Raw genomic sequence first — 2,006 nt, 5'->3', positions numbered from 1 at the left:
GAATCACGCCGTACAGATAACCGCTCATCGCCAGCAAGCCGATACCGGCGTTTTTCAGCAATGTCACCGGCGAGGTCCGCCGCAGCTGTCGGGCGACGAAGGGCAACAGGATCAGCGTCACCACCACGCAGCGCCAGAACACCACCAACAGCGCCGGCGCGTAATCAATCGAGAAGCGCGCGCCGACAAATCCCGAGCTCCACGTCAGGATCAACGCCGCTTCGAGCAAGGGCAGGGGGATCGCCTGACGCCAGTCAGTCGCGGTTTTTGCTTTGCAGACAATCGGTAGGGGCTGATTCATTGCCACAGGCTACGAAAGCTGGCTAATCTAATAAATCAAAATATAGCGCAGCAGTTCTTCACAAAGAGTGAACCATGACAGCCATCCTCGATATTGACTTGCTACGCACCTTTCACGCGGTGGCGCGCATTGGCAAGTTCAGCGCGGCGGCCGAACAGTTGCACAAAAGTCCGGCGGCGGTGAGCGTGCACATCCAGCGCCTTGAGGCAGTGGCGGGTGGCCGCTTGCTCAATCGTGACAATCAGTCGGTGTCGCTGACCGCGCTGGGCAAGCGTCTGCTGCAATCCACCACGGCGTTGCTCAGCACCCACGATCGCGTGCTTGCTGACCTGCACGGCAGCCATCTGGCCGGGCGCATCACCTTGGGCGTGCCCGATGAATATGCCAGCCACGTGATCCGCGACATCCTCCCGACCTTCATCGCCGCGTGGCCCAACGTAGTGCTGGAACTGAAAACCGCGCCGAGCTACGCGCTGCGTGATCTGGTGCAGCGCGACAAATTGCACTGCGCGGTTATTGCGCAACCCAAGGGCCAGCTCGACGAACACACGCAATTACTGGTCGCGACCACGCCCGTCTGGGTCGGTCCGACCAACAACAATCTGGCCGCGCTGGAGCCGTTGCCGCTGGCCGTGCACGCCGCGCAATGCCCGTATCGGCAAGCGATGATCGAGTCGCTAAAACACCACGGCCGACGAGCGCGGGTGGTGCTGGAAAGTCCGTCGAATCAGGCGGTCAAGGCCTGCGTCGAGGCCGGACTGGCGATCAGTTTGATCGACCGCGCGATGGTCACGGCGCACATGCAGATCCTCGACGGCTTGCCGCTGATAGCCGATCACGACGTGGTATTCATGCGCTCGGCGGCGTCGCGCGACGACGAAGCGGTCAACCTGCTGGCCGAGGCAATGCAGCAATTCTTCCGCCTCTGATCAGGCATTTTTCCAGCAGCGCGCGTTGAGTGACTAGAGTTAACCAATGTTCAAAGCGGTTGAAACAAACAGATTGGAGACGGCATGACTAATGAACTCGATGCAGGCGCGCGCAATATCGTCGTCATCGGCACCTCGGCCGGTGGCGTGCAGGCGTTGATCGCGCTGTTCGCAAACCTGCCCGCCGACCTGCCCGTGGCCTATCTGGTGGTGCTGCACATTCCGGCGCACGAGCCGAGCGTGCTGCACAGCATTCCTGGCCGGGTCACGGCGATGCGCGTGGTCGCGGCGCAGGATGGCCAGCGGATCGAAGCGCGCACCGTGTACGTGGCCATCGCCGACCGGCATTTGATGTTGACCGAGGCCGGGATTCGCCTGACCCGTGGGCCGAAAGAGTGCCGCGCCCGGCCGGCGGTGGACGTGCTGTTTCGTTCGGCGGCGGTGAATTACGGAGCGCGGGTGATCGGCGTGATCCTCTCCGGCGCGCTCGACGACGGCACCGCCGGCCTGTGGGCCGTCAAGGATCGCGGCGGCCTGACGTATGTGCAGGAACCGGCCGAAGCGATGCTCGGCTCAATGCCCGAAAGCGCCATCGCCCACGTCGACATCGACCTCGTCGGGACCATCGCAGTGCTCGCCAATGCCCTCGCCAGCGCCGTCGGCCAACCGATTGCCGGCCTGCCAAGCCATGCCGTGCGCGATCGGCATCTGATCGAGAACATCATTTCCCTCAAGGGCAACGGTCTGGAGGCGGGGGTGATGGGGCTGGGCAAGGT

Annotated in this window: 2 protein-coding genes and 1 pseudogene; 2 read left to right on the top strand and 1 reads right to left on the bottom strand. The window is 63.0% G+C overall.

The features are described 5' to 3' along the window. A pseudogene (locus BI292_RS10080) lies at window positions 1–301 on the bottom strand (EamA/RhaT family transporter); the annotation flags it as partial. A 74-nt stretch (window positions 302–375) separates the two neighbouring features. Between BI292_RS10080 and BI292_RS10075 the strand changes: the two are divergent. Beyond that, a complete protein-coding gene (locus BI292_RS10075) occupies window positions 376–1,230 on the top strand; it encodes a LysR family transcriptional regulator (protein ID WP_101207790.1) in 855 nt (284 codons plus the stop codon). Between the two features lie 84 nt (window positions 1,231–1,314). Then, on the top strand, window positions 1,315–2,006 hold a 692-nt coding region (locus BI292_RS10070; protein WP_101207789.1), incomplete at its 3' end, for a chemotaxis protein CheB.

Origin of the sequence: Pseudomonas sp. 43NM1, from assembly GCF_002836905.1 — a bacterium.
GTDB classification, from domain to species: Bacteria; Pseudomonadota; Gammaproteobacteria; order Pseudomonadales; family Pseudomonadaceae; genus Aquipseudomonas; species Aquipseudomonas prosekii.
Note: the sequence above shows the minus strand (reverse complement) of the source record. Positions and strands in the feature narration are given on the sequence as shown.

What these genes read in the sequence shown, in the direction of transcription:
- BI292_RS10075 (WP_101207790.1), top strand. Translation starts at nt 376, where the DNA reads ATGACAGCCATCCTCGATATTGACTTGCTACGCACCTTTCACGCGGTG.